The organism is Pseudoalteromonas sp. S558, from assembly GCF_005886635.1.
GTDB classification, from domain to species: domain Bacteria; phylum Pseudomonadota; class Gammaproteobacteria; order Enterobacterales; family Alteromonadaceae; genus Pseudoalteromonas; species Pseudoalteromonas aliena.
This window is the reverse complement of sequence record NZ_PNDU01000683.1, coordinates 1-393: the sequence shown is the minus strand read 5'-3', so window position 1 is coordinate 393 and position 393 is coordinate 1. Positions and strand designations below refer to the sequence as shown.

At 41.0% G+C, this 393-nt stretch carries 1 pseudogene; it reads left to right on the top strand.

The window, feature by feature from the left end:
- Positions 1–62: 62 nt before the first annotated feature.
- Positions 63–393: pseudogene (locus CWB66_RS21930) on the top strand (TIGR03503 family protein); the annotation flags it as partial.

The window sequence follows — 393 nt, the reverse complement described above, 5'->3', positions numbered from 1 at the left end:
GTTTAGACATTGTACAAAAGGAGGGCGGCCATTGTTTATGGCGCGCTGAATAGGGCATTATTATGAAAACGCTATTAGTAGTTTCACTGCTTTTAATCGCCGTGTGTTTCCACCCCGATGCACACAGCGTAAAGCAAGTTGAAGAGTTAAAAGGCAGCGGTAAACAAAATGAAATCCCGTTACTGGATAACCGTTTTCGTGTTGATGACAAAATTGATGAAATAAAATTAATATTTTTTAGACGCCCTGGATCGCCTGCCGTAATTTTAGTAAGACCCGATGGTACTAAATACTTTGCAACCAATGCGGTGATAAACACTAGTCTTGATTGGTACGATGAATTAAATTATGACTTAGTGGTTATTCGCAATCCCATGCCTGGGCCGTGGCAAG